The 26,752-nt window shown below is 40.7% G+C and carries 24 protein-coding genes and 1 pseudogene; 13 read left to right on the top strand and 12 right to left on the bottom strand.

What is annotated here, in order from left to right:
* Positions 1-1,950 (bottom strand): triacylglycerol lipase, encoded by a 1,950-nt coding sequence (locus FTU64_RS08680; protein ID WP_180059582.1) that lies wholly within the window; start codon positions 1,948-1,950, stop codon positions 1-3.
* Positions 1,951-2,140: 190 nt separating this feature from the next.
* Positions 2,141-3,223, bottom strand: a complete 1,083-nt coding sequence (locus FTU64_RS08675) for a putative zinc-binding metallopeptidase (protein ID WP_180059581.1) — start codon at positions 3,221-3,223, stop codon at positions 2,141-2,143.
* Between the two features lie 448 nt (positions 3,224-3,671).
* Between FTU64_RS08675 and FTU64_RS08670 the strand changes: the two genes are divergently transcribed.
* The 3 genes from FTU64_RS08670 to FTU64_RS08660 are packed head-to-tail and all read left to right on the top strand — an operon-like array spanning position 3,672 to position 5,340.
* A complete protein-coding gene (locus FTU64_RS08670) occupies positions 3,672-4,112 on the top strand; it encodes a ribbon-helix-helix protein, CopG family (protein WP_180059580.1) in 441 nt (146 codons plus the stop codon).
* 11 nt (positions 4,113-4,123) lie between these two features.
* Positions 4,124-4,321, top strand: a complete 198-nt coding sequence (locus FTU64_RS08665) for a hypothetical protein (protein ID WP_180026980.1) — start codon at positions 4,124-4,126, stop codon at positions 4,319-4,321.
* Positions 4,318-5,340, top strand: coding sequence for an ABC transporter substrate-binding protein (locus FTU64_RS08660; protein WP_180059579.1), 1,023 nt, complete (start codon positions 4,318-4,320; stop codon positions 5,338-5,340). Before FTU64_RS08665 ends, FTU64_RS08660 begins: the two co-directional genes overlap by 4 nt.
* 90 nt (positions 5,341-5,430) lie before the next feature.
* Here the strand turns inward: FTU64_RS08660 and FTU64_RS08655 are convergent.
* A pseudogene (locus tag FTU64_RS08655) lies at positions 5,431-6,099 on the bottom strand (epoxyqueuosine reductase QueH).
* A gap of 145 nt (positions 6,100-6,244) precedes the next feature.
* A complete protein-coding gene (locus FTU64_RS08650) occupies positions 6,245-6,685 on the bottom strand; it encodes an Rrf2 family transcriptional regulator (RefSeq protein ID WP_180059577.1) in 441 nt (146 codons plus the stop codon).
* 108 nt (positions 6,686-6,793) lie between these two features.
* On the opposite strand from FTU64_RS08650, the gene FTU64_RS08645 reads away from it, so the two are divergent.
* From FTU64_RS08645 to FTU64_RS08625, 5 genes are all read left to right on the top strand, one after another.
* Positions 6,794-7,681, top strand: a complete 888-nt coding sequence (locus FTU64_RS08645) for an NAD(P)/FAD-dependent oxidoreductase (RefSeq protein WP_180059576.1) — start codon at positions 6,794-6,796, stop codon at positions 7,679-7,681.
* Positions 7,682-8,155: 474 nt separating this feature from the next.
* Positions 8,156-9,145, top strand: coding sequence for a putative oxygenase MesX (locus tag FTU64_RS08640; protein ID WP_180059575.1), 990 nt, complete (start codon positions 8,156-8,158; stop codon positions 9,143-9,145).
* Positions 9,146-9,223: 78 nt separating this feature from the next.
* Entirely contained in the window at positions 9,224-10,252 is a 1,029-nt protein-coding gene (locus FTU64_RS08635; protein ID WP_078193780.1) for a methionine synthase, read from the top strand.
* A gap of 104 nt (positions 10,253-10,356) precedes the next feature.
* The gene (locus FTU64_RS08630; protein WP_180023652.1) at positions 10,357-10,851 is read left to right on the top strand and encodes a flavin reductase; all 495 of its coding nucleotides are present in this window, start codon (positions 10,357-10,359) and stop codon (positions 10,849-10,851) included.
* Between the two features lie 45 nt (positions 10,852-10,896).
* Positions 10,897-11,697, top strand: a complete 801-nt coding sequence (locus tag FTU64_RS08625; RefSeq protein ID WP_180059574.1) for a sulfite exporter TauE/SafE family protein — start codon at positions 10,897-10,899, stop codon at positions 11,695-11,697.
* A 140-nt stretch (positions 11,698-11,837) separates the two neighbouring features.
* Here the strand turns inward: FTU64_RS08625 and FTU64_RS08620 are convergent, their stop codons facing one another.
* The 7 genes from FTU64_RS08620 to FTU64_RS08590 all read right to left on the bottom strand — a co-directional run bounded on the left by FTU64_RS08620 (position 11,838) and on the right by FTU64_RS08590 (position 17,906).
* Positions 11,838-12,167, bottom strand: a complete 330-nt coding sequence (locus FTU64_RS08620) for a multidrug efflux SMR transporter (RefSeq protein ID WP_168377505.1) — start codon at positions 12,165-12,167, stop codon at positions 11,838-11,840.
* Between the two features lie 7 nt (positions 12,168-12,174).
* A complete protein-coding gene (locus tag FTU64_RS08615) occupies positions 12,175-13,056 on the bottom strand; it encodes a hypothetical protein (protein WP_180059573.1) in 882 nt (293 codons plus the stop codon).
* On the bottom strand, positions 13,053-14,069 hold the full coding sequence (locus tag FTU64_RS08610) for an isopenicillin N synthase family oxygenase (RefSeq protein WP_180059572.1): 1,017 nt from the start codon (positions 14,067-14,069) through the stop codon (positions 13,053-13,055). The genes FTU64_RS08615 and FTU64_RS08610 overlap by 4 nt, the downstream gene beginning before the upstream one ends.
* A gap of 81 nt (positions 14,070-14,150) precedes the next feature.
* Positions 14,151-15,032, bottom strand: a complete 882-nt coding sequence (locus FTU64_RS08605) for an ABC transporter ATP-binding protein (protein ID WP_180059571.1) — start codon at positions 15,030-15,032, stop codon at positions 14,151-14,153.
* The gene (locus FTU64_RS08600; protein ID WP_180059570.1) at positions 15,032-15,976 is read right to left on the bottom strand and encodes an ABC transporter permease; all 945 of its coding nucleotides are present in this window, start codon (positions 15,974-15,976) and stop codon (positions 15,032-15,034) included. The genes FTU64_RS08605 and FTU64_RS08600 overlap by 1 nt, the downstream gene beginning before the upstream one ends.
* A 188-nt stretch (positions 15,977-16,164) precedes the next feature.
* The gene (locus FTU64_RS08595; RefSeq protein ID WP_180059569.1) at positions 16,165-16,866 is read right to left on the bottom strand and encodes an NAD-dependent deacylase; all 702 of its coding nucleotides are present in this window, start codon (positions 16,864-16,866) and stop codon (positions 16,165-16,167) included.
* A 104-nt stretch (positions 16,867-16,970) separates the two neighbouring features.
* On the bottom strand, positions 16,971-17,906 hold the full coding sequence (locus FTU64_RS08590) for a LysR substrate-binding domain-containing protein (RefSeq protein WP_180059568.1): 936 nt from the start codon (positions 17,904-17,906) through the stop codon (positions 16,971-16,973).
* A 246-nt stretch (positions 17,907-18,152) separates the two neighbouring features.
* On the opposite strand from FTU64_RS08590, the gene FTU64_RS08585 reads away from it, so the two are divergent.
* The 3 genes from FTU64_RS08585 (at position 18,153) to FTU64_RS08575 (ending at position 22,300) form a co-directional block, all read left to right on the top strand.
* Entirely contained in the window at positions 18,153-19,373 is a 1,221-nt protein-coding gene (locus FTU64_RS08585) for an acyl-CoA dehydrogenase (RefSeq protein WP_078193771.1), read from the top strand.
* A 209-nt stretch (positions 19,374-19,582) separates the two neighbouring features.
* Positions 19,583-21,010: an MFS transporter gene (locus FTU64_RS08580; RefSeq protein ID WP_180059567.1), complete on the top strand. Its 1,428-nt coding sequence runs from the start codon at positions 19,583-19,585 to the stop codon at positions 21,008-21,010.
* A gap of 51 nt (positions 21,011-21,061) precedes the next feature.
* Positions 21,062-22,300 (top strand): CaiB/BaiF CoA-transferase family protein, encoded by a 1,239-nt coding sequence (locus FTU64_RS08575; RefSeq protein WP_180059566.1) that lies wholly within the window; start codon positions 21,062-21,064, stop codon positions 22,298-22,300.
* 295 nt (positions 22,301-22,595) lie between these two features.
* Here the strand turns inward: FTU64_RS08575 and FTU64_RS08570 are convergent, their stop codons facing one another.
* A complete protein-coding gene (locus FTU64_RS08570) occupies positions 22,596-23,948 on the bottom strand; it encodes an 8-oxoguanine deaminase (protein ID WP_180059565.1) in 1,353 nt (450 codons plus the stop codon).
* A 490-nt stretch (positions 23,949-24,438) separates the two neighbouring features.
* Between FTU64_RS08570 and FTU64_RS08565 the strand changes: the two genes are divergently transcribed.
* On the top strand, positions 24,439-25,464 hold the full coding sequence (locus FTU64_RS08565) for a BMP family ABC transporter substrate-binding protein (RefSeq protein ID WP_257222226.1): 1,026 nt from the start codon (positions 24,439-24,441) through the stop codon (positions 25,462-25,464).
* Between the two features lie 76 nt (positions 25,465-25,540).
* Positions 25,541-26,530, top strand: a complete 990-nt coding sequence (locus tag FTU64_RS08560; protein WP_180042304.1) for an isopenicillin N synthase family oxygenase — start codon at positions 25,541-25,543, stop codon at positions 26,528-26,530.
* The last annotated feature ends 222 nt before the right edge of the window (positions 26,531-26,752 follow it).

The following is a 26,752-nucleotide window of genomic DNA, read 5'->3' as shown; positions in this document are numbered from 1 at the left end:
TTATTTATCCAAATGTTCTCTCAAAATGCGTCTCAATTCTAAAATGGCATTTGGAGACTCATGGATGGAATGTCCACCATTGAAAATCTTTTCAGACACAGCACCCTCTAAATGAGAACTTGTATAGGGAACAATGCCATCCGACATTTTGCTCGGTTCAGTACTTTGCGTCTGATTTCCCATAATAGAATGATAAGGAATATCTTTATTTGGCATGATGTCAGCAGACAACAGCATAAAACGTGATTTTTGACTTAAATCTGCTGGCCCAGACTTAATCAGACCCATAGTTGAATTTTTTGCATTTGGGATTTCAACATTGACATCATTTAAAAAACTTAAAGGCAATACCACGATTTTTTTCGCCAAATTGGTAAACCAGCGGTCTGCATAGTCAGTACCATGATGCGGTGCGGCAATGAAAATTGCACGACTAACAGGCTTCAATGGTTTAAAGACAAAACGATCGCGGATAATTGGATGACGTTGTAACTGTGTATTTTGTTCATAGTTCATGAGTGGAATAGCTTGAGCGGAAATATCTGCATCGCTAATCAATAAACGACTGATGATGCCGCCCATACTATGCCCGATAATGACAGCATCCTGAGCCGATGGTGTATTGGGCTGAACAGTTGCAAATGCCTGTTTGAGTAAAGCATTGATTTGAAAGCGACTCTCAAATATTGGCATATTGGTTGAGTAAAACACTTGCCAAACTTGGTAATGATCACGTAGTTTTTGATCACCCATAATATTATTGGTCAGGCCGATCCAAGTTTCAGGACTGCTGGCTAATCCGTGAACCATGACAATAATCTTTTTATTAGGTTGATACGGCTCTAACATAAACACATGTGGCATGCGCAAATGTTCTTCCTTATTCAGAAGTGTCCAATAGCCAGATTGTCCTAATTTATTTTCGGCTAACCAAAGTCCATAAGGCACAGAATAATTGGCCGTTAGGGTATAGGACTGAGATTCAATTTTTGCCTTTTTAAATTGATAGGGATTAAATAATTCAACCTTAAAGTCTGATTGCGGCGACAAAATTTCACTAATGCTGCTATTGGTCTTGGCAGGCTCGGCGATCGCACTAACAGATAAATAGCGTGCAGTATGGATATTCGGGTTGGGTTTATTTGAATAATACTGTTCAGGATCTAGTATAAAAGGCTGCGCAGCAGACAGATCCGTGGCTTTTTTGACTAAGACAAATTCAGAACCAATGCCTTCCTGACGGTTAATGGTTTTTAAGCCTGAAAAATTAAAATTATAGCTCGACAGTAATTTATCAATGTCCGCATTTTTGATTTCAGGATAATGTTCATAGTTAAAATGATAAAGCGATGAACCCAGCATTAAACTTTCAGGCATTTGCTGATAGTCAAAACGGGTGAATGATGAGGTGATTAAACGTGATAAAGCCACATTATAAAAGGTGCGGACTTGTCCCTGACGCAAATCAAATAACCGTTCTTCAGGGGCTTGAGCGGATTTAAATAGATAGACATAGCTGTAACGCAGACTGAAATCAAAGTCTGCAAGCTGCTGATCCATACATATTTTTATTTTGCTTGATGCGAGTTTTCCGCTGTGTTGTTTTAAGCTTTTTTTGCATTGTGGATTTTGATCTGCGCTTAAAGCACGTGCCATGTACAGCTCACTTGCTGCGGCATAGACTTGAGCAATATCTAAAGTTTCATTGTTACGCATTTTGTGAATACAGTTTTCAAGCGCATTTAAACAAGATTGGTCGCTTTCATTCACCATTAACAGGATTTGATGGCTAAATGTACTGAGCTTCTGATGGGTTAATATGCTATCTGTTTTATTATTTAGTGACGCACTGAGTTGATTTTCTTGTAATTTGACCAATTGGCATCCACTGAGCAAACTCAGGCTGATGATACACATAAAACGAGCGAGTAAATGCGTGAAAGGCATCATTGAAAAGGTCACAGGCATCTATTTTTTGTTATTTTAACCTTTATAAAATAGTAAAAATAGGGCAGGTGTTACAGCGCTCAATCCAAGAAAATTACTACGTATACATCCTTTCAAACTAAGCTAATGTTCGAATGCTGTGATACCGAAAAGTTGATTTGAGATTCAAACACTGTCACGTGTTAAATTTAATCTAATTGTGCTGCTGATTTTTTAAGGTCATGTTGAGCAGTTTGTGGTGAATGAATCGTAATTTATCCAATACTGGATTCGACAGCGTAAACGGATATGCATCATCTAAGCCCATGCTGCGGTTCAGTGCATTTAAATTAAAGGTCAAGGTCATCCAGTGTTGCAGCAATAGGTCAAAATCCTGAGCACCAATCGGGTTTTCTTTCAGTTCTAAATTATTCAAATCCGACTTATTGGTTTTGACCACCAATCCTGCATAGTAGGCTGTTTCCAGAGTGTCCATCATATGCAAATAATGCGCCCATGTTTCCGCCCAATCTTCCCAAGGATGCGTACTGGCATAGGAACTAACATAGTAATCCGCCCAATTTTGCGGCGCACCGTCATTATAATGTCGTTTCAAAGCTTCACTATAATCCTGTCGTTCATCACCAAACAGTTCCCGAAATTCATCAATCAGCTCTGGGTGTAAATGTTTAATCAAATCAAAATAATAATGACCACTTTCATGTCTAAAATGACCTAGAAGTGTACGGTAGTTTTCACCCATTTTTATACGCGTTGTTTCGCGGTAAATCACATCTGCTTCACTGGCATTCAAGGTAATAATTCCATTGGCATGACCGGTCATAACAGGTGTATTTTCTGTTGGCATCAGAAAATCAAAACGAAGTCCAAAACGGTCATCTTGGCTGCGTTTAGGACGCGGCATGGTATTGAGCTGCTGCATTAAATACAAAAAACGCCGTTTAGCATGTTCCAATCGTGCCCAGTACACAATATGGTCTGGGTTATCTAAGTTGGGAATGGTGTGCGTGAGCAGGCAAGACTCACAATAAATTTCCTCACTGTCAGCAGGCACCATCCAGTTACATATCTGATGATGCTGATAATTATGACAAGGTTTAAAGCGTTTTCCCTTTATTTCAGGATTTAACGCAAGCCACAGCGTAGTGCTGTGCTTTTCAAAACAGCCCATTTGCTTTTCAGAGGCAATATAACCCAGCGCAGTCTGACAATTGACACAGTGTGAATTGGCAAAAAAGATTTGGTTAGAACATACCGCGCAGCTGAAATACTTCATAGGCGTTGAGTGATGAATAGAATGATCAATCAGTATAAATGATGTTCAATGTTGATGAAATAAATTGAACTTCAAGTTTGTTACATGCCGGTCAATGCTCTTGTTTAAGAACAACGACCTTAATAAATGGTCTTTCATCAAATAATACATCGCAGCAATAGTGCAAAGGGGTCTCGATGAGTGCATTTATTGCACAAATCATGAACAGTAAAATTTAAAAGAAAGTTAAAAGAACAAAATAATCGATCATTTTTTGTATTTCTCACTTGGCACAGATTCTGCATTTCTATCGATATTACGAAATAAATATTTTGTATTACTCAAACAGGAGATGCATATGAACCGCCATCAATCTGCAACATTTCTGCATCAATTAAAGCAATTTTTTATTGAGCTACTGAGCGCCCGTGCGGGTTTCTATATTCAGCAAAAAAAATAAGGAACAACAGTGCCTAAACGAAAGCTGGCGCGTATCAGTATTACCGTGCCTGAAAAAACAGTTGATGCTTTGGATCAAAAAATTGTCGATCAGCATTATGAAAGCCGTTCTCAGGCCATTGTCGACATGATCAATAAGCATCTGATTGCCGATCAGGAGCAGCGCAACGAAGTGATGGTTGGCACGTTTACCTTACTTTATGACGCAAGTAGTACGGCGCTACGTATTCAGCTTTTAGATTTACAGCAGCAGTTTTTAGAACAAGTGGTGAGCTCGCTGCATATTCAGCTTGATGACCACAAAATTTTAGAAGTCATGATTCTGCAAGGCGTTAGTTCAGAGCTCAAAGTTATCAGTCAGCATTTTTCAGCACTTAAGGGTGTGATTAAAGGACATTTGGAGTTGATGGACGCTGTAATGCCGCCAATTCCGCAAAATGCAAAGAATTAAGGAGTTTTAAAATGGGCCAATTATATCGTTCACAAGGTCAGTTTAAAGACAAAGTAACAGACCTACAGCAAGCACATGCTATTGCAGCCAACCATAGACCAAATCTTGCAAAGCACAATGTTCAATCTGTCAGCAATCCTAAAACGCCATCGTTTTTGTATACCAATACCAAATTTAACTGTAATGCCATCGGGGAAATCGCACTATGATCAAAAAAGCCTGCTTATCTGCATCCGTTTTGACTGCCATCTTACTGGGTGGCTGTGACAATACAGCCAAAACACCTGAACCAAACGCGCAAGCAGAAGGCACAGTCAATACAAAAGCCATCACGATCGGATATAGCGACTGGCCTGGTTTTGTCGCATGGCAAGTTGCTATTGAAAAAGGCTGGTTGAAAGAAGCCGGTGTCAATGTGGACTTTAAATGGTTTGATTATTCAGCCTCACTATCTGCATTTGCGGCTAATCAGTTGGATGCTGTTTTGGTCACCAATGGCGACAACTTAGTCACGGGTTCTGGCGGCACGAAAGGCGTCATGATTATGGCGACGGACTATTCTGCGGGTAATGATGTCATCATCGCGAAAGATGCCATCAATAGCCTTGCCGATTTGAAAGGAAAAAGTGTAGCGACAGAAAAAGGCTTGGTTGATCATTTGCTTTTGGCGACGGCGTTGGATGATGCAAAAATTCAAGCTTCTGAAGTGAAGTTGGTCAATACCATGACCAATGAGCTGCCACAAGTATTTGCCAGTCCAGATATTGCAGCGATTGCTGTATGGCAACCGGTCGCAAATCAAGCTTTGAAAGCGGTAGCAGGTTCTAAAATCATTTATACCTCGAAAGATAAACCCGGTCTGATTTACGACACATTAACCGTCAACATGACGCATTTATCTGCCAACAAAGAAGAATGGAAAAAAATCATTCAAGTTTGGGATAAAACGGTTAAATACATCAACGACCCTGCAACGCATGCCGATGCAGTGAAAATCATGTCGACCCGTGTTGGCGTTGATCCTGCACAATATGAACAGTTTATTGGAGGGACACATTTATTGGATTTAGCTGCCAATAAACAAGTCTTTAAAAAAGGAACGGGGTTTGACTCGATTTATGGTTCTAGCTACCACGTGAATAAATTTAATGTTGCCAATGGCATTTATAAAACCGAAATGGATGTCGATGGATCAATCTATCCAGCTTTGGTTGAAGAACTGAAATAAGTTGCAATATAGCTAAAAAAGCCCTGAATGGTGCAAATACTTCAGGGCAACATCAAATCAATATCAATGAAAGATAGCAAAGTGCAGAACTTAAGCTTCTTCATCCATCGCATTGGAATAAAACTTCACCCCTAATTTGATTCGGTCGCGGCCTTGGCTCATGCGCCAGCGATTTGTATCGCGCAGTTAATACACACAGCCGCAGTATTCCTGCTGATAAAATTCTTCTTTTTTACTGATTTCCAGCATGCGTACAGCACCGCCATTTTTACGCCAGTTATAGTCCCAATAGGTTATTCCGTCATAATGTGAAGCCGAACGATGACCACAGTCATTAATCTGCTGCATATTTTTCCAGCGTGAAATTCCCAGTGAACTGCTGATCAGGCTAAAGCCATGTTCTGCCGCATATAATGCTGTACGTTCAAAGCGCATATCAAAACACATGGTACAGCGGATACCTTTTTCAGGCTCATTTTCCATGCCTTTGGCGCGTTCAAACCAGTTGTCTGTGTCGTAATCACAGTCGATAAACGGAATGTTGTGTTTTTCTGCAAAGTGGATATTTTCCTCTTTGCGTATTTCATATTCTTTGACTGGATGAATATTTGGATTGTAAAAAAAGATCGAAAAATCAATACCAGATTCAATTAAAGTTTCCATGACTTCGCCAGAACAGGGCGCACAGCAAGAATGCAATAAAAGCTTGTCATGACCTGTTGGGAGCGTCAGTTTCTGACGATCAAGTTTGTTAGACATAATCATAAGCTATAAATATAAACTTTATATTTTAGCGATTCATGGACATGTCAAAGCTCGAATATGCTGATTTTTTCTAAGTTGGAGCTGAGTCAGATTCAGTATAGCGACTTAAAATTGAAATCAATTTGAAGATGCATTTATTTTATTTAGTGTTCATCTGCTGATTCCATTCAATCTGAAAATCATGTGCCAATTGGTCTAATTGAGTTGCTTTAAGGTTTTTAATCAGCACTTCTTGCGCTTCAAAAAAGGCATGATTAAGTGCCCGATTGACAACCAGTTCTACCAAGCAATCTGGTGCTGAATGTTCATTGCCAATCGCAAAAATAGAAGGTTCACCGACAGCAAGGTAAATGTCATACAGCGAAATGTCATGCAGAGGTTTAATCAAACTCCAGCCGCCACCAGGGCCTTTCTCAGAATCAACAAATCCATGTTTTTTTAATCCCGACATGGTTCTACGCACTACAACTGGATTTGTTTCCAGCATCTCAGCGATTTGCTCGGAAGTAAAAGGCTTGTTTTCACGCGCCATATGCAACAGAACATGTAGCATTCTTGAAAGTTTACTGTCTTTACGCATGAGGAAATAGGTGATTAGGGCAATTGAAAGATTGTAACATTAAAAGTTTCTTATAAGCATGTTAAATGATATAGTAACTTTTAAAGTTACATATAGGGCATTATGAACATGAATTATGAAGTTGTGATTATTGGTGGCAGTTATGCAGGACTTTCTACTGCTTTACCTTTAGCACGTGCGCGCCGCCGTATTTTAATTATTGATGCAGGGCAACGTCGTAATCGTTTTGCCGAACATTCACATAATTTTTTGACGCAAGATGGCCGATCACCTAGTGCTATTGCAGAAGAAGCCAAAGCACAATTAGAAAAGTATTCCACGATTTCATGGCTTGCTGAAACGGTTACTGATGTAAAAGCGCTTGATGGAAAATATTTAATTGTTGCAGGTAATCAGCACATTCAAGCTGAAAAAATGATTATTGCCACTGGCGTACGTGACGAATTGCCTCAAGTGAATGGTTTGGCTGAACGTTGGGGGCAATCTATTTATCACTGCCCATATTGTGATGGTTATGAACTGAACTTAGGTGAAATTGGCATGTTAGTGTCGGGTATGCACTCATTGCACATGGCGTTGATGTTGCCAGATTGGGGCAATACTACTTTATTTTTAAATGATGCAATTGCTGTAGATCAATTGGATGATGAGTTATTAGCGAAGCTTTCTAAACGTCAAATTCAGATCGAAATGCGTAAAATTGACCATATTGAAGGTCATTGTGACGTTGTAATGGCAGATGGTGAACGAATTCAATTGGATGGCTTATTTGTTTCTACTGTTACTCGTCTGCAATCGAACTGGATTCATCATTTAGGTTTAGAGATAGACTGCAATGAATATGGCGAGGCCATTAAAACGTCGCCAGCAAAAGAAACAAATGTTAAAGGAATTTATGCTTGCGGTGATGTCACACGTTCAGGCGGTTCAGTTGCTTTATCCGTAGGTGATGGGGCAATGACAGGGATTGTCGTGCATAAATCTTTTATTTTTTAAAGTGATTGCATAGCTGCTAACAAAGATAGGGCAAGTATCTAAATGAGAAATTTAGATATTTGTATCTACATATAAGAAATCACAAAATCAGTTAATCATTTGATCTTTTTTCAGTTTAAGCTGAGTTTAATTCACTTAGGTTGATAAATAATCATATTCTAAAAGTAGACATTCTAATTGATGAGTTTCATTTTTACATCAAAAAATTAGCAAAATTCTGATATGAATACGCAAACAATAAAATCATAAGATATTGTTTATACAGTAATTAATTGAATATTATTCTTTGGGGTGATCAGTTTTAAAGTGCGCTCATTGAGCTAAATTGAAATAAATTCATCTTATAAAATTACCAAACATGAACTTCACTCACTTTGTATTGAGGTTAAATCATTTTTATTCATCTTAAGATTCACGTATAAATTACTCCATACAGAAATTTTGATTATTTTAATTTTAGGGTAGTGAATCTCCATGAGTCATAAATTTGCATGTTCAATCAAACGTATCCGCTTTGATGAAAACTATAAACCAGCTGACAATACACGTCTAACAACGAACTTTGCCAATTTGGCACGCGGCGAACACCGTGAAGAAAATTTACGCCGTACATTGGCAATGATTAATAACCGTTTCAATACTTTGGCAAGCTGTGATAACCCAAATGCAGACCGTTATTCACTTGAAATTGACATTATCTCTGCTGAACTGGATGTTGAAGGCAACGGCCAAACGTTCCCATTCATTGAAATGCTGAAAAGCACAATTACTGACCACAAAACCAATGAACGCATTGAAGGTATGATTGGCAACAGTTTTTCATCTTATGTGCGTGATTATGATTTCAGCGTGGTATTACCAGCACTCGGCTGTAAGTTCAATGAAAAACCTGAAGATTTTGGTGATTTACACGGCAAGCTATATCAACACTTGATCAATTCTGACGTATTCAAAGCTGAATTTAAAAAACAGCCTGTCATCTGTTTAAGTATTTCAACGACAAAAACCTATTACCGTACTGCAAATGTGCATCCGATCTTAGGTGTGGAATACACTAATGATGATTATTCACGTACCGATGACTATTTTGCAAAAATGGGCTTAAGCGTTCGTTACTTCAAACCTGAAAATGCGACTGCACCATTGGCATTTTATTCAGCAAATAACTTGCTGAGCGACTATACAGATTTCGAACTGATCAGCGCGATCAGCACCATGGAAAGCTTCCAAAAAATCTACCGTCCTGAAATTTACAATACCAATGCGACAGCAGGTTTAGTGTATCAACCAAGCTTAAGTTTCGGTGATTACTCATTAACCCGTATTGTGTATGACCGTGTTGAACGTGGTCAGTTGGCGGTTAAACAGGGCAAATGGACGGAAGAGAACTTTATCCAGCCATATAAAGACATTCTGAATGAGTGGGCGGCTAATTTTAGTATTGAAAATGCAGCCGCAGCTTAATTTTAAATCACGCAAATAGATGAAACACGGGTGAGTTAAACCACCCGTTTTAAAGAAAATAGAGATAGAAGATCGAATATGGCCATTTTACTCCCAACTTCAACTGCTGGCAGCTTACCTAAACCATCTTGGCTGGCTGAACCTGAAAAATTGTGGTCAGCATGGAAACTTGAAGGCGAAGAATTATTAGATGCAAAACGTGATGCGTTGAAATTATCTTTGCATGAACAAATCCATGCAGGCATTGATATTGTCAGTGATGGTGAACAAACCCGTCAGCATTTTGTGACCACGTTTATTGAACATCTTGAAGGTGTAGATTTCGAAAAGCGTGAAACGATGCGTATTCGTAATCGTTACGATGCAAGTGTACCGTCTGTGGTGGGCGAAGTATCGCGTAAGAAAGCAGTGTTTGTGGATGATGCAAAATTCTTACGCAGCCAAACCAATCAGCCGATCAAATGGGCACTGCCTGGCCCGATGACGATGATTGATACCTTGTATGATGGTCACTACAAAAGCCGTGAAAAATTGGCTTGGGAATTTGCTAAAATCCTGAATCAAGAAGCTTTAGAGCTTGAAGCTGCTGGTGTAGATATCATTCAATTTGATGAGCCTGCGTTTAACGTATTTTTTGATGAAGTAAATGACTGGGGCATTGCGACCTTAGAGCGCGCGCTTGAAGGTCTGAAATGTGAAACAGCTGTTCACATTTGCTATGGTTATGGCATTAAAGCCAATACCGATTGGAAACAAACCTTGGGTAATGAATGGCGTCAATACGAAGAATCATTCCCGAAACTGCAGCAATCGAAGCTGGATATCATCTCACTTGAATGCCAAAACTCTCGTGTACCTATGGATTTAATTGAACTCATCCGCGGTAAAAAAGTGATGGTTGGCGCAATTGATGTAGCAACCAATCAAGTTGAAACAGCAGAAGAAGTAGCAAATACATTACGCAAAGCATTGCAATTTGTAGATGCCGACAAGCTATATCCTTCAACGAACTGCGGTATGGCGCCTTTACCTCGCCAAGTGGCGCAAGGCAAACTAAATGCGCTAAGCGCAGGCGCTGCCATTATTCGCCAAGAATTGACCGCATAAATTCGAGCTGACTCAATTTCATGTAAGGGCAATAAGGAAATTAAATTTGCTATTGTCCAAACCTGAGAAAGAGATAAGCCATATAGACCATTGAGATTGAAGAGATGATTGAAGCAACTGATTTTAGAAATGCAATGTCTTTATTGACGACTGCAGTCAACGTGATTACGACTGAGGGTGAAGCAGGCATGCATGGATTTACAGCATCAGCCGTATGCAGTGTGACAGATACACCGCCAACTTTGCTGGTTTGTATGAATCAATCATCTCGTTCTCATGCGCATTTTCTTGAAAATAAAGTTCTGTCTGTCAATGTTTTAGGTGCACAGCATGAGCAAATTTCCAATGCTTTTGCTTCAAGCAAATTCAATTCGGAAGAGCGTTTTAAATTGGGTTCTTGGACTGTATTAGAAACAGGTTCACCGATATTAAAAGATGCTTTGGTCAGTTTTGACTGTCAGATTGAACAGATTCAAGAAGTGGGTACGCACAGTGTGTTTATGTGCCGTGTGGTTGCAATCAAGCAAAGTCAGCAGGAAGAAAGTTTGGTATATTTCAACCGCGCTTATCATGCTGTGGGTCAAGTGGAGTTGGCTTAAACCAGTCAGACTTCTTCAATACATCACTTTAAAAGTATCTATTTCGTGGAACTCATTACTTTCTTAATTATTGGCGCATTTGCAGGTTTTGCTGCGGGGCTGTTTGGCGTTGGCGGCGGTACTATCATTGTGCCTTTGCTCTATATTGTTTTTAGCCAAATGGGCTATGGTCCCGATGTGATTATGCATTTGGCGCTCGGCACATCTTTGGCTACGATTGTTGTGACATCGATCAGCTCCTTGATGGCGCACAATAAAAATGGTGCTGTGATTTGGCCTGTATTTAAAAATTTAGCTCCGTCTATGGCGATTGGCTGTTTTGCAGGCGCAGGGATTGCAGGCTGGCTGTCAGGTTTACATCTGCAAATGATTGTCGGCGTGTTTTTACTTTGGGTGGCTTATACCATGTTTATGGGAGCAAAAAAGCCAGTCAATCCAAATAAAACACTACCCTCTACAACTCAACAAATTGCAGCAGGTTCGGGTATCGGCGTTGCATCGGCCATCTTCGGGATTGGCGGCGGCAGTATTACGGTGCCGTATTTAACGGCAAATGGCGTGGTGATGCAAAAAGCGGTCGGGACGTCTGCGGCTTGCGGTTTACCCATTGCCATTGCTGGCGCATTAGGTTTTATGTTCTTCGGCATGCAGCAGCATGTTGAAATTCCAAATACCATTGGCTTTATTCATATCTATGCCTTTTTGGGCATTAGTGTGATGAGTTTCTTTACGGCTAAATATGGCGCGAAAACTGCGCATGCGCTTTCACCAGCAGTACTGAAAAAATGTTTTGCTGTGCTGTTATGTATTGTTGGATGCTTTTTTCTAGTGAAAGGCATTTTATAGAAGCCGACTGATCACAGTTAATTCATTCGAAACGTATGCTCTAGTGTGCAACAGCAAGCTAGAGCATTTTTATCTATAGCAATTTAAGTCTTTAAAATTTCAGAGATATTATTTAAAAACTTCATTTTAAAACTGACATTTCAAAGCTCTGTGCTTTTAGAAAAAACATTAATAATCACAATACCCAATAAAATAAAGGCCAAACCAATCATGGCAGGCAGGTCTAAATTTTGTTTAAACACAATCCAGCCCACACAAGAAATCAGTACAATGCCTGCAGCAGACCACATGGCGTAGGCCAATCCCATTGGAATCGATTTAAAGGTCAAACCTAAAAAGAAGAGTGCAATGGCATAGCCCAATACGGTAAAAATAATCGGTACTAGTTCAGTAAAGCCATTGCTGGCTTTTAAGGCGGACGTGGCAATCACTTCAGCAATGATTGCGATGAGCAAATATATAAACGACATTGATTTCCTATAGACATTCTACGGCATGGTACAAGAGGTGCTGTTTTTCATTTTGCAACCAATCTGTACTTTCTGTCGTGGTATCAGTGCGACGCTGAAATGCATAATGTGGAACATAAATATCCACCTCGAACATCAGCTGTATTGCTTGACCATTAATAATGACGTTTTGCATTAAATGTATTTCATCAATAATTTCGAAATGATCAAAGTTAAGTGCTTGATCTTGCTGAGATGAAGTCGTTGTGTAGTACTTATGCAGACCATCTACAGCGATGGATACTTCAAAGCTTTCAATCACCTTTTCATATATAGTAGGTGCAGATGATATGTTGATGCTGGCAACTGTTTGCTGATCTGTAGGTAAACGGCTCAGTGCGAAGGCCACATGCTTATCACAAATAATTAAACCGCCATCCATCTGCAAGGGTTGATGACTTTCTACATCGAGGGCTGACTTCAAACGCAGGCCTAAAAATAGCCCTTCATGAACTTGCTGACGCCAGTCTTCGACATACACATTGCTTGGAGAGAATTCTAAAATACAGTTGCCAATCGCATGCAACTTGGCAGGCTCTGGCCATTGCACATGATTTTGATAATTTGAGTGTGCTTTAACATCCCAAGACAATAATTGCTGCTCAGCATCCCAAAGAGTGTTGCCAATCCAGCCTTGACGCTCATTTACTGGCGTATTTTCTTGGCTTTTTAAACGTAGATCGATAGTGAAACTACGAGACTGAAACCAATACACAATGGTTTTTTCATCCGTTAATCCATTCGAAAAACTGATGCTTTTACGGCGAAAAGCACCATATAAATAGTCTGGAATAGGACCTGAAATCTCTTGGCTTGCTCGAAGTTGTGCTAAAGCCTGAAATAGATTCATGCGCTTGCTCCTTGTACTTCTGTATTTTCATCCATACCAAAAGAGGACAACGGCACAGCATTTCTTAGACTCAGTTCTCCTGAAGCGATACGTTTTTTGAGATAACTAAATGTTTGCGCGGTTTGATTAAATAAATGTTCGCCACCAATTAAGGGCTGATATTTAGGCGCTTCAGTAGAATGTACTGGCTCAATGATCGTGTCGTAATTGCATGCACAGAAAAGAGGAAAAGAGTAGCGCTCTTCAGAGACTTTTTTAACACGGTGCTTGGTGGCCAAATATTTGCCATTCGACAGAATTTCCATCATGTCGCCAATATTCATCACCAAGGTATTTTCAATCAATGGAATATCCATCCATTCACCTTGTTTATTTAATACTTGTAAACCTGGTGCCGTCGGCAAGAGCAGTGTAAAGCACTCATAATCTGTATGCGCGCCAATACCTTCGGCATCTTTCACTTCAGGGTTATACGGATAATGAATTAGACGCAGTTGGCTGGTCGGATGGGTAATTTTGCGCTCAAAAAAATGCTCATCTACATTCAAAGCTAAAGCAAAGGCCTGAAAAATCTGCTCACTAATACTGCGTAAATGGTGGTAATAATCACTGACTGTACTTTTAAATGTGGCATCATCTGGCCATAAAGTAGGGCCCAGCAAGGGAAATGCCTTAGTTTCGCCATGATAATCATAATTGACGTCATAGGCTTCTTTTAAGTCATAGCTGTTGCCTGCAAATTGTTCTTCACCAATTGGCACATAGCCACTATGATTTTTCGACAGCCCAATATAGTGTTGCATTTTACGGGCGGTATCTTGTTGGAAATAACGCTTTGCCACCTGAATTAGTGATGTCGCAAAATCAAAATTGAACTGATCACCTTTTAAATATAGAAAACCAACATCTTTACAGGCTTGATCCAAAGCAGTGGCTACTTCTAAACGCTCGGACAATACTGTGCTTTGCATTTTTGAAATATCAACAAGTGGCAAAACATAAGATTCATTCATCTTCAATTCCTATAAAGTTGGCCGTCCAACGCTGTAGTACATCATTTAGGCCGTCCTAAAGATGAAGAGGGATAAATCCAGTTATTTTTGCGTACTGACTTGAGTCATACGCGGAATTTTCGGTAGGTTTTCCATCGCTGGGTCGAGCTCGTCTTCCTGCGCATGTACCAAGAAATCCACCCGTTCGCGCAGTTGTTTAAATTCAGGACTCAGCATGAGTTCAGGATTACGAGGACGGGGTAAATCGACCTCAATAATTTCTTTAATTTCACCAGGATTGGCTTTGAGCGCCACAATACGATCCGCCAATAAAATGGCTTCATCCATATCATGGGTCACAAAAATGATGGTGATATCAATGTTTTGCCAAAGATCCATTAAATGTTTTTGCATTTTTTGACGGGTATGTGGGTCAAGCGCGCCAAACGGCTCATCCATCAATAATATTTTGGGTTCATTGACCAATGCGCGGGCAATGGCAACGCGCTGTTTCATCCCACCAGAAAGCTGATGCGGGTACTGATCTTGGTATTTTTCTAGACCAATAATATCAATCCATTCGCGTGCGCTGGATTCAGCCGAAGAATTGCTGGCACCTTTCATTAAAGGGCCAAACATCACATTTTCTTTGACGGTTTTCCATGGAAAAAGCGTGTAGCCTTGAAACACCATGCCACGCTCAGGGCTTGGGCCTTCAATGGCTTGGCCATCGACCAGCAATTCACCGCTACTGTAAGGGTCAAGTCCAGCCACAATTCGGCTAAAGGTCGATTTACCGCAACCCGATGGGCCAATCACGCAGATAAATTCACGTTTATGAATCTTTAAATCCAACTGATTTAAAATAGTGCGCTCAGTCTTGCCGTGTTTAAAACTTTGTGTGAGTTTTTTTGCTTCCAAAATGACAGGGCGCGCATAAATTGCATCGAAATAAGTGGTGGCATTAAATTCTGTGCTGTTCATTATTTTGCTCCTGCTTTCCATTTAAATAGACGTTGTCCGAGTTTCATTAGCACCACATCGCACACTAAACCAATCACCCCAATGATGAGGATCGCGGCATAGACATTGTCAAAGTTTTGGTAACGCGCTTGTTGAGTAATAAACCACGTAATCCCAGAGGTTGTGCCAATCAGTTCAGACACGATCAGATAAGTCCAAGCCCAGCCGAGCAATACACGCAAGTCGCGGTAAATATCTGGTAGTGCCGCTGGAATCACCACATGAAATAAGCTTTTCATTTTATTGGTGCCCAGCGTAAAACCTGCTTCGATCAGGCCTCGGTCAACCATCCGTGTGGTATTCGCAATAATCAGAATTTGCTGAAACAGCGTACCAATCACAATAATGGCGATTTTAGGTGCATCATTAATGCCTAAAATCGCAATGGCTAATGCACCAAAAGCAGGAGCGGGCAAGTAGCGGAAAAACTCAACAAAGGGTTCGGTCAGTTGTGATATTTTTTGAGAAAAACCGCAAAGAATACCCAGCGGAATACCGATGAGAGAGGCAATAAAAAATGCACTGAACACAATTTTAATGCTGTGCCATAAGCTTTGATGAAACCATGGGGCATCAGGTTGGGCAGGCGGGGTGATAAAGGCTGTAACCAGCGCTTTTGCTACTTCATGCGGTGCAGGTAGATAGATTGGATTGACCAGTTTACCTTGAGGTGGTGCTAAACCTGCATTGACCGCAGATTGCGCTTCGGCATAAAACACCGCTTTGTCTACACGGCTATCGACCTGAAAATAAGGCACACTGCCTGACTGCGTAATTTGCACCTGCGGATGCCATAAATATGGCAAATAACTCACTGCACACCAAATGAGCACAGGAATTAAAAATGATCCTAAGCCAAGCAATAGCTTACTTTTTGGACTGAGCTCTCTTGCGACATAACCCATACTGACCAAGCCCCAATATTACTTTTTTAATAAAACGTAATACTGTTAAGCAATTTGAATGCCAAACGCGTGTATGGCGTGATTTATTGGACTTAAGCCAAGTTAGATAGACTATAAACAGCAAAAAGCCTGAAAAAGAAGCAGGTAATATTAGTTTTTTTGATCGATACTGATGCCAAAATGTGCTTTTATGGCGCAACCAATTGCAAAAAAAGTTTTTTCATTCCTTCACTTGCACCCGCTTTAATCAGTTGATACTGCTCAGGTACACGCTGATAATCTGCTTTCGGGTCGATATAAAATGCACGGCAGTTGGCAGGGATTTCGTGAATCAATCCTGCCACAGGGTAGACTGCCAGACTTGTGCCAATCACAATAAAAATATCCGCCGTTTGTACACTTATACTGGCATCTTCATAGGCAGGCACTGCTTCGCCAAACCACACCACATGTGGCCGTAAAGGATATCCTTCAGGGCATTGATCGGTCTCTAAGTTTAAATCTGCACCTTCAATGGGGAAAAATTCTTGCGTATATTGCGCCTGAGGGCCAGAGCTTTTTGCGTAACGAATATTGCCATGCAGATGTAGTACATTGTGACTGCCTGCACGTTCATGTAGATCATCAATATTTTGAGTAATAACTTGAACATCAAAAAAATCATTGAGTTCAGCAATCAATTTATGCGCTGTATTTGGCTCTGCGGCTAAAATATGTTTACGGCGTTCATTATAAAAACGCTGTACTAAAGCAGGGTCACGTGCCCAAGCTTCAGGTGTAGCCACATCTTCAATACGATGCTGCTCCCAAAGACCATCACTGTCACGGAAGGTATTGATGCCGCTTTCTGCGCTCATGCCGGCACCTGAAAACACCACAATTTTTTGCATAGATATTTAGCCTTATATTTTAATTGATGCGTCCATTAGGCACGGTTACATGTATTGAATGGATGATTCAGCGAATTTACTGTACTCAAAATATAGCGATTACTTCAACTGATCAGGTGCAATTCTTGTAGCACCCAATCGACAAATTTTTGTATTTGCGGTGAACTGTCGTGACTCGAGTGGACCAAATAATACTTTCTGCTACCGTGCAGTTTTTTATTTGATGCAATCACCAATTCTTTTTTTCTCAGTTCAGCTTCAATCAGCATTTGTGGAATCAGTGCCATTCCCATGCCATGACTGGCTGCAACAGAAAGCATAGAAAATAATTCATGTCGCTGACCATCAAATGGTTTGGGATGCTGAAGCTGATGGGCTTGAAACCATTCTTGCCAAATACTTGGACGGGTGGTTTGCTGTAATAAGGGCAATTGAAGCAATTCATCATCGCTTAAATTAAAACTGTGATCATCTGTCATTTCCGCAAGTGGAAAGTTGTTTTCAATCAATTTGGGGGAACAAACGGGAACCACTTCTTCATCCATTAAATAATGCGCTTGAATACCCGGCCAATGCTCAATTTGTTGTTGCGTTCCTGCAAAAATAGCCGCGTCAAAGACATTTTCATTAAACAAAAAAGGTTTGGTACTGGTTTCCAAATGCACGGTAATTTCAGGATGCTGTGCATTTAATTTATGTAATTTTGGCAACAGCCAACGTGTTGCAAACGTTGGCACAACCCCCAGCTTTAAAGTACCGCCCAAGCCTTTGTGCATCATAATATCTGAGGTGCTTTTTTCGATGCCTTGCAAAAAGGGTTTAATACTTTTTGCATATTGCTTGCCTGCTTCTGTGAGATCGACACCGTGACGTGTTCGGCTAAATAGCATGACACCTAAGTACTCTTCAAGCTGCTGAATTTGGCGTGACACGGCACTTTGCGTAATAAATAACTCTTGAGAAGCATGCGTATAGCTTGCGTGTTTTGCAGCAGATTCAAAGCAAATTAAGCTTTGCAAAGACGGAATATTGCGCCGCATAGATAAAGTCCTTTTTATCGATAGGTATCACAAAATGGCATATAAGAATGATTTTCATATACCACTATAGTCTATAAATAAAGCAATCCGCAGTTCAAATCAGTGGCTAAAGTGCTTAACACGCCGTGGACAAAGCTCAGGTATGCGAAAGGCGCATATCTACATGCAAATTAATCGTTTGAATGAATCACTTTTCACACATAGCATCAAATAAAACAAAGAAAGCCCGAAAAAGCAGAGGATGCGATGAATCAAATGGTCAATGTAAAAAAACCAAAAGTACAATTTAACTGGCAAGATCCGTTTCTTTTGGAACAGCAATTAACTGAAGAAGAACGCATGATTCGCGATACTGCGCATGCATACTGTCAAGAGCGTTTACAGCCACGTGTACTCGAACAATTCCGCCATGAAAAAACTGATGCATCAATTTTCCGAGAAATGGGTGAGCTTGGCTTACTTGGCCCAACGATTCCAGAGCAATACGGCGGCGCAGGTCTAAACTATGTTAGCTACGGTCTAGTTGCGCGTGAAATTGAATATGTGGATTCTGGCTACCGCTCAATGGCCAGCGTTCAAAGTTCTTTGGTGATGGTGCCAATTAATGAATTTGGCTCTGAAGAGCAAAAACAGAAATACCTACCAAAACTGGCAACAGGCGAATACATTGGCTGTTTTGGTTTAACTGAACCAGATCATGGCTCTGACCCAGGTAGCATGATTACTCGTGCAAAAAAGGTCGAAGGTGGCTATCGTCTCACGGGTGCAAAAATGTGGATTACCAACAGCCCAATTGCCGACGTGTTTGTTGTTTGGGCGAAAGAAGTATCGCCTGAAGGTAATGTTGGTGACATTCGTGGTTTTATTTTAGAAAAAGGCTGGGAAGGTCTATCTGCTCCTGCAATTCACGGTAAAGTTGGCTTACGTGCATCGATTACCGGTGAAATTGTGATGGACAATGTCTTTGTCCCTGAAGAGAATGCTTTTCCAGAAGTGCGTGGTTTAAAAGGTCCATTTACCTGTCTAAATAGTGCTCGTTATGGTATCGCTTGGGGCGCAATGGGCGCAGCTGAGTTCTGTTGGCATACAGCACACCAATATACTATGGACCGTAAACAGTTTGGCCGACCATTGGCAGCGAATCAGCTGATTCAAAAGAAACTTGCAGATATGCAAACTGAGATTGCCTTGGGTCTACAAGCTGCGCTTCGATTTGGACGTATGAAAGATGAAGGCATTGCTGCTGTAGAAGGCACATCACTCATTAAACGTAACAACTGTGGCAAGGCTTTAGATATTGCCCGTGTTGCGCGTGACATGATGGGTGGTAACGGCATTTCTGATGAGTTTGGTGTTGCCCGCCATCTGGTCAATCTCGAAGTCGTCAACACGTATGAAGGAACGCATGATGTACATGCACTGATCTTAGGTCGTGCGCAAACAGGCATCGCGGCTTTTGGTAACTAATTGAATTCCATATCGATAAGGTGCTCTGCATAGAGTGCCTTAGAGACTTTTTATGCAAAAATAAACTTAATCAATAAAGGATTCATCGTGAAACACTCTTGTAACTCTGTGCAATAGCCTGAGCAGTGATGAAATAAAAAGAATAAAAAAGGCAAATGTGCAGACATAGGAATGCCGATGACTCATTTGGGAAAATGAGGAACAAGGAAATGAATAACGAAATGCAAAACGGAGCAGGAACGCTCAAATTGCCTTCTAACGTGGGCACGATGCATCGGATTACCAGCAACACTTGGAAAATGGCTTTTATTTTTGCCTTTATTTCTTTGGTGATTGATGGTGTAGACATCATGTTGCTGTCATTCAGCCTGACCAGTTTAAAGGCTGAATTTGGTTTAAGTACATTTCAAGCCGGAATGCTCGGTAGTTCTTCTTTAGCAGGGATGGCGCTCGGTGGTATTTCGGGTGGATGGGCGTGCGATAAATTTGGCCGTGTGAAAACTATTGCTTGGTCGGTCGTATTTTTCTCAATCATGACCTGTATTTTAGGCTTTACACAAAGCTATGAACAATTTTTAATTTTACGTTTTATTGGCGCTTTTGGACTGGGTTCTCTTTACATGGCGTGTAATACGCTGATGGCAGAATATGTGCCAACCAAATATCGAACAACGGTACTTGGGACTTTGCAAACCGGTCAAACCGTGGGTTATATCGTTGCAACGCTGATGGCGGGTGCCATTATTCCAGATCATGGCTGGCGCATGCTATTTTATGTCACCATTATTCCTGCTGCTTTTGCCCTGATCTTTATGCGTTTTGTTCCTGAACCAAAATCTTGGCAGGAAGCAAAAATTGAGCAGCTAAAACGCCGTGAATTAAAACTTGAGCCTGTACAACAACATGCTGCAGTCACTCAAAACGCGCCTTCTGAAAGTATTTATAAACGTATTTTTGGACACACTAATCATCGCAAAATGTTCTTCTTTTGGATGTCGACCGCTGCATTTCTACAATTCGGTTATTACGGTGTTAACAACTGGATGCCAACGTATCTAGAAACCGAACTCAGCATGAACTTTAAAGCCATGACAGGCTATATGGTAGGTGCATATACCGCCATGATTCTGGGCAAAATTTTAGCCGGCTATGCCGCTGACAAGTTCGGACGTCGTATAACCTTTGTGTTTGGTACGGTAGCCACGGCAGCATTTTTACCGATCATCATTTTCTATAACACACCAACCAACATTGCCTATTTACTCGTAACTTTCGGTTTCTTATACGGTATTCCATACGGTGTAAATGCAACTTATATGGCAGAAAGTTTCTCGACGGATGTACGCGGTACAGCCATTGGCGGTGCTTACAATATGGGGCGCTTAGGCGCAGCCATTGCACCTGCAACCATTGGTATGATTGCCGCAGGCGGATCATTCACTATGGCCTTTATTGTGATGGGTGCTGCGTACTTTATTGCAGGTATTATTCCAGGCTTGTTCATTCGTGAACGTCAATATGACCCGCAGCAAGCATCACTTTCTTCAGATGCGGAAAAAGAAAAACTGGCAAGTGTAGATACATATGTTGATGATGCAGAGCAAAAAGCGTCTGCAAAAACTGCAACAGTAAAATAATTAAAAAGATCTGTGCCATAGCTCAATCCTATGGCACATCTGGAGTGAACTATGGGTGCATTAAAAGGAATTCGTGTATTGGACTTAAGCCGTGTTTTGGCCGGTCCTTGGTGCGGTCAAATATTGGCTGATTTAGGTGCAGAGGTAATCAAAATTGAGCGTCCTAAAGTGGGTGATGATACCCGCATGTGGGGACCACCTTGGATGCCTAATCAGCAAGGTCACGCGACGAAAGAATCAGGCTATTACCAATGTGCGAACCGTAATAAATATTCTGTAGCCATTGATATTGCTAGTGAAGAAGGACAAGTGCTAGTCCGTGAAATTGCCCAAACGGCAGATGTCGTGATTGAAAACTACAAAGCAGGTTCACTGGCCAAATATGGTTTGGACTATGCATCGCTCAGTGCGCTTAATCCAAATATCGTATATTGCTCAATTACAGGTTTTGGTCAGGATGGGCCACGCGCGGAAGAACCGGGCTATGACTTTATTATTCAAGGTATGTCAGGTTTGATGAGTATTACTGGTGAATCTGATGATGTAATCGGTGGAGGCGCACAAAAGGTGGGGGTCGCTGTGGTCGATATTCAGACCGGACTGTACTCAACGATTGCCATTCAGGCGGCATTGTTGGCGCGGCAGCATACAGGCCGTGGTCAATATATTGATATGTCCTTACTAGACGTACAGGTGGCGGCTCTGGCCAATCAAGGCATGAACTATTTGACCTCGGGTAAAGCACCCAAGCGTATGGGAAATAATCACCCGAATATTGTGCCGTATCAAACTTTTAAAGCCAAAGATAAGGAATTTATTATTGCCTGTGGTAATGACAAGCAATTTAAAGACTTGTGTATTGCGATTGGCTATAAAGAACTGCTAGATCAACCAAACTATTTACGTAATCAAGATCGGGTAAAGCACCGTGAAGAATTAATTCCATTATTGAGTGCCTATTTTCTCACTCAAGATGCTCAAGTTTGGGTCGATGCGATTCATGCGGTAAAAGTGCCAGTCGGTGTAATCAACTCTGTAGAAGACGCATTAAATGAACCACAAATTCAACACCGTCAAATGGTGGTGAATATTCCACATGCTTTAAATCATGATTTTAAAGTGATTGGATCACCGATGAAATTATCTGATACACCTGTGGAATACCGTCATGCACCACCACAGTTAGGACAGCACACGACAGAAATTTTGTCCCAATATAGAACTGAAGCTGAATTAAATGAATTGGCTGCACAAGGTATTATTGATCAACTCAGTCATCCTGCAGCTTAAAATTTCCTAATTAAATTTTGGAATAGACCTCGTGCATAAATCATTTTTTGAACTTTTAAAATTCATGTTTTAAATTCCCTCTCCTTTCAGGAGAGGGTTAGGGAGAGGTTGTTTTATGCTCAATCTTACAGAGCATGCTCCTCATCCCAAACGGAGATGGGGCTTTTATTGACAATTTAAGTACCGATTAATGATTATTTTTTGCTTTTTGAAAAAGTACTAATATTTGGGCATTAAAAGTATCGTCAAAATTAAAAGTTTAGACCGAAGGACTCCAATACTTCGGTCTTTTTGATCATGCCGCAAGTAAGGCTTTTGCTGCTACACGGTGTTTGGCCTGAAGTTCATCGACATCAACATTGACCAAGCTTTGATTTTTGACGACCCAATCACCTTTGACCATGACATGTTCAGCACGGTCTGCACCACAGAGTAGCAAAGCAGCGATCGGATCATGTGAGCCTGAAAAACGAATGTCATCTAAACGGTAAAATGCAAAATCAGCTTGGAAGCCTTCAGCGATATGCCCCAAGTGTTGCTCACGCCCCAACAGCTGTGCTGAGCCATGTGTTGCCCAGCTCAATGCAAGCTCAGGTGTGATCTTTTCTGCACCATATTTTAAGCGCTGTAAGTACATGGCTTGACGCGCTTCAAGTAGTAAGTTTGATGCATCACCCGACGCTGAGCCATCTACGCCTAAACCAATTTTGCTTCCTGCTTGGGTTAAATCGAGTGTTGGACAAATGTCAGAGGCAAGGCGCATATTGGAATGTGGGCAATGGCAAATTCCTACTTTGGCTTGTCCTAAACGTCGAATTTCATCTGCATTAAAATGAATGCCATGCGCTAACCAAGTACGCTCATTCAGCCATCCTACACTTTCCAAATAATCAACGGTGCGCATGCCAAACATCTGTAGACAGAAATTTTCTTCATCTATGGTTTCTGCCAAATGCGTGTGTAGACGCACATCGAGTGCTGCTGCAAGTTTGGCACTTTCACGCATAATGTCTTGCATCACTGAAAAAGGCGAGCAAGGTGCAAGGGCAATATTCACCATGGCGTCTTCCTGCCGTTGATGATATTTCGATACTAAACGTTCAGAGTCTTTTAAAATGATATCCATGTCCTGAACGGTATGCTGTGGCGGGAGACCACCGGCATCTTCACCTAAACTCATCGAACCACGAGTAAGCATCACTCGTATACCTAAGTCTTGTGCTGCATTAACTTGTACATCGATGGCACGGTTCAGTTGATTTGGAAATAAATAATGATGATCCGCAGCGAAGGTACATCCCGACAGTAATAATTCAGCTAAAGCCACTTGAGTTGCTAAGTGTAATTGTTCTGGGTTTAATTTTGCCCAAATTGGGTACAAAGTTTTTAGCCATGGAAATAATGGTGCATTGACCACGGGTGCCCACGCACGTGTCAGGGTTTGGTAAAAATGATGATGGCTATTGATCAGACCTGGGAGCATAACCAAATCTTTTGCATTAAATATTTCGTCATAAGCCTGACTGGGCAGCCCATTTAGCCCAACTAGCTCAATAATTTTTCCTTGAGAAATCAGTACACCACCACGAGCGTCCTGATTATTGGCAGTAAATACCGCAAGCGGATTTTTTATCCAAACTATAGTCATAACAAGATCTTGGTCAAAGGAAGCAACTGGTTTTGAGCAATTTCCATACCACTGAAATTTTAAAAATAGGAACTTAAAGCTGATTTCCAGCAATATTTAGGCTGCATACCTATAAATTCATCATAAAAAACATGTATTTATTTAAGAATGGTTTTTCCTGTTCTAATTTTTAGAAAGAATCTTTAAAAACTTAGCAATAGACCAAACAGTTAAAGCAACTTATTTATTGCATGGCGAACATCGATAAGTGATGAGGATCTTTGCATTATAAATAAGTAATTATTTATTTAAAAAAATAATGCTACTTATAATCAAAAATATTTTTTTTAAATGTGGTTGGGTTTAATTTTATCCAAAATAACATTTTTAAAATATATTCTTCATTTTAAATAGTATCGCATCAAATATATTTTAAACACTGTGGGGAAATAGAATGAGTTTTAAAATAAAAGCATTGGTCAAAACGATTTTAGTCTTCTCGACAGTTGGTATGCTGGGTTTGAGTCAATCTTATGCAGCGGAAAAGGCCGCTTTTGTATATTTGGGTCCAACCAGTGACCACGGATGGTCATATTCACATGAACAAGGGCGCATCAAGGCAGACAAAGCTTTAGCTGGAAAATATAAAACCACGTATATCGAAAATGTACCTGAAACTGCCGATGCAGAGCGTGTTATCCGTAACTTGGCACAACAAGGCAACAAAGTCATTTTCGGTACATCCTTTGGTTATATGAACTCGATGGAAAAAGTTGCGAAACAATTTCCTAAAACAGTCTTTATGCACGCAACTGGTTATAAACAAGGAAAAAATTTAGGTGTGTACGAACTTCGAACTTATGAAGGTGCGTATATGCTTGGTGTGGTTGCGGGGCAAAAAACCAAAACCAATACCATTGGTGTAGTCGCGTCATTTCCAATTCCCGAAGTCGTTCGAAACATCAATGCCTATACCTTGGGCGCGCAGAGTGTAAACCCGAAGGTCAAAACCAAAGTAATTTGGGCCAATACATGGTTCAACCCCGGTAAAGAGCGTGAAGCAGCATTGGCATTAATCGCTCAAAAAGCGGATGTGTTGATGCAAAATACCGATTCGCCTGCTGTAGTACAAGCCGCACAACAAAAAGGGGTGTATGCATTTGGCTGGAACTCAGATATGAGTAAATTTGGATCGAAAGCACACCTTGCAGCAGCAGTGTTACATTGGGAAAAAATCTATGAACCTGTGATGAAACAAGTCGCGGCAAATACATGGAAGCCTTCGGCGATCAAGTATGGCGTAAAACAAAGTGCTGTAAATATTGAAAACTTTGGTCCAGAAACGACGGCTGCGATGAAAACCAAAGCCATTGCAGTACGTGATTCATTACGTACTGGGGCATTACATCCATTTACAGGACCGATTTATAAACAAGATGGCAGTCTACTGGTCGCAAAAGGCAAAACATTGACGGATATCGATTTGTCTAAAATGAACTACTATGTCAAAGGTGTAGATGGGTCACTACCTAAATAAGAATTTGATAAACAATACATTTTAAAATATTGCAAGTTGCAAGAGAGGCAACTTGCTCTACATAGGTCGAGTGATTATGAGTATTCCCGTAATTGATTTAGCGCAGGCATTGACGCCTTCCTCAGCCAATATCTCGGATGTGGTAGAAAAGTTAAGAGCGGCAGCAACCAGTTCAGGTTTTTTCTATGTAAAAAATCATGGAATATCATCAACGCTGATTCAACGTCAGTTTGAGTTGGCAGCTAAAATTTTTGCATTGCCATTGGCAACAAAACTTAAATACGATCAAAGTTTGAATGATAGCCATCTGGGCTTCGAACAGCTTGCAGCGCAAAAGTCAGACTACAGCGCAAAGCCAGATATTAAGGAAGGTTTCTATTGTGCAAAAAATTATCCGACAGATCATCCCTATGTTTTAGCCAAATATCAGGGTTATGGCATTAATCAATGGCCGAGTGCTGAAGTACCTGAAATGGAACAGTTTTGTCAGGAGTATATAGCTCAGCTAAATGGCCTAGCACAGCGCATTATGCAACTCTTAGCACTGTCTTTATCTTTAGATGAAGGCTATTTTGATGACTGTTGTATCGACCCCATGATTACCCTAAAAATGCTCTGTTATCCACCGCATCCTGTCGGTGCAGATGAATATAGCTTTGGCGTTGGAGCACATACTGATTGGGGCTCCATCACGATTTTAGCACAAGATGAATGTGGCGGACTGGAGGTTTGTTTACCAGATGGGACATGGGTTGCAGCGCCACCGATCAAAGATACATTTATTGTCAATTTAGGCGATCTGATCCCACGTTGGAGTAATGACCTGTATAAATCAAATCCACATCGTGTTAGAAATTTATTTTCAAAAGGTCAGTCTCGCTATTCGATTCCATTTTTTTATGGACCGAATTACATGACGCCAATCAATGCCTTACCAGGAACGGTGAAAGATGGTGAAATTTACCGTTATGCACCCTGTACGGCTGGTGAACACATGGAACAAATGTATCAGCAAGCTTATGATTTAAGTCTAGAAGAACAATCAGTACTGGAAAAAATCATTTAATCTCTCATTCTAATTTCATGTTTTCCTTTTATAGCCCTTCGTTCAGCCCGATAGGGCTTTTTTTATGATCAACATAAAATCGATTTGTTATTAAATAACCCGAATCGCGGATAAGAAATAAACTTGAAAATAAGAAGACTAGAGCCATCAGTTGAGTTACCACACAAAACTCACAACTCTAGTCCTAATGTTCAATAGTACCGAATTATTCTGCGTAATTGA

Origin of the sequence: Acinetobacter sp. YH12128 (assembly GCF_013418655.1) — a bacterium.
GTDB lineage: Bacteria > Pseudomonadota > Gammaproteobacteria > Pseudomonadales > Moraxellaceae > Acinetobacter > Acinetobacter amyesii.
This window is presented reverse-complemented; position numbering and strand designations above follow the sequence as displayed.